2 protein-coding genes are annotated in these 1,512 nt (G+C 71.8%); both read right to left on the bottom strand.

All coding sequences use genetic code 11. The features are described from left to right. Positions 1–1,250, bottom strand: a 1,250-nt coding sequence (locus IZR01_RS49130; RefSeq protein WP_194927883.1) for a 3-oxoacyl-[acyl-carrier-protein] synthase III C-terminal domain-containing protein, incomplete at its 3' end; no start/stop codon positions are given. 58 nt (positions 1,251–1,308) lie between these two features. Next, on the bottom strand, positions 1,309–1,512 hold a 204-nt coding region (locus tag IZR01_RS49125; RefSeq protein WP_228556296.1), incomplete at its 5' end, for a hypothetical protein.

Raw genomic sequence — 1,512 nt, 5'->3', positions numbered from 1 at the left:
GGGGGGAGGTGGACGGTGGTGCTCGGGTTTGTCGCGGTGTCGGCGTTGCTGTCGTCGTCGTTTCTGTTGTCGGTGCGCTCGGAGCCCACTAGGGCGAACTTCCAGTCGGTGGCGCGGGCGGCGGCTGATGCGGAGGTGCGTGCCGGCTCGGGGCGACGTGGCGGCTCCACCGGGAGGAACCCGCGCCAGGCCAGGTAGCGGCCGTAGGCGACGCTGCCGGACTGCGTGAGCTGATCCGCTACCGGTCGTGCGGGGCGATACGTGGTCAGCGCGTCCGTGGTGCGCCACAGGAAGGCGTCGGCGCCGTCAGCCAGCACCAGCAGCGCGATGTTCTGCCCCGGCTGCGCGTCTTCGAGGGCTGAGGCGAGCAGGAGCGCGGGGTGCGCGGCCCCTGAGTTGCCGGTCGTCTTGGTGAACGGGTCGTGGTGTCGGTCCTTGCCGACGCCGGTCTTCTTCAGCACCGACGTCACGGCGCGCTCGTGGGTGCCGGCTATCAGGAGGATGTCGACGTCGTCGGGCGTGGTGCCGGTGGCGGCGAGGAGGGCGTTCCAGGCTTCGGCGGCCAGGGTCGCGTAGTGGGACTCGCCGAACCGGTCTTCCCACGTCTTCGAGGCCTGATCGCCCGGGGTGCGCCAGCGGTCCAGGAACTCCTCGGTGACGCTGGTGTGGGCTTGGAGTTCGGCCAGGAGCGGAAGGTCTTCGCTTCCCTCGCCGATGAGCAGGGCGGCGGCCGCGTCCCCTCCGGCGGCCTCGTCGGCGCTGCCCGGGCGGCCGGTGCGGAGGTCGGAGGCCACGACGAGATGGGGGCCGGCGGCCGGGCCCGCGTTCAGGGCCGCGTCGAGGGCGGCGACGGTGCAGCGGACGGCTCCGGTGGCGTCGTAGGCGGCGGTGGTGCGGGGGAGGCGCAGGGCGGCGTGCAGGGCCGTGGCGTTGGTGCGGTCTTGGTAGGCGGGGGCGGTGGTGGTGAACCACAGGGTACTGATGATCTCTGCCAGGCCTTTGATATGGCCCTCGCCTATGCTGCTTTTTCTGTCCTTTTTGCCTCTGCCGTTGCCGCCTGCGCTTGGTGCTCCGGCCGCTGGACTCAGCGCGGCGCGCGCGGCCGCGACGCCCATCGTCGTCGTGTCCTCGTCGTAGGAGGCCACGGCCCGGGTGCCGGTTCCCCCGCCGGTGCCGGCCACGGCTGCGATGGCGGTGCGGTCCAGGCGTCGGTACGGCAGGTGGACGCCCCACCCCAGGATTCCTCGCATGGCGGCATCGTAGCGGAAATCTGATGGGCCGTCAGATTACCTGCGCCACCCGCCCCGATCAGGGCACTTCGCCGGCCAGCTCCGCCAAACCGAGCCGGATGAGCTCGCCCGACACGTCCCGCTCCAGATCGCGATGACACGCGCACCGCCGCAACGGCACGTTCAGCGCCACGCAGATCGCCGCCCCGTACAGCCGCACAGTCCGGGCCTGATTCGCGGCGGTGGCACCGGCCGGATGCGCGATGGCGTCAGCCACCTCATC

The organism is Catenulispora pinisilvae (genome assembly GCF_015356865.1).
In the GTDB taxonomy this organism is placed as follows: domain Bacteria; phylum Actinomycetota; class Actinomycetes; order Streptomycetales; family Catenulisporaceae; genus Catenulispora; species Catenulispora pinisilvae.
Note: the sequence above shows the minus strand (reverse complement) of the source record. Positions and strands in the feature narration are given on the sequence as shown.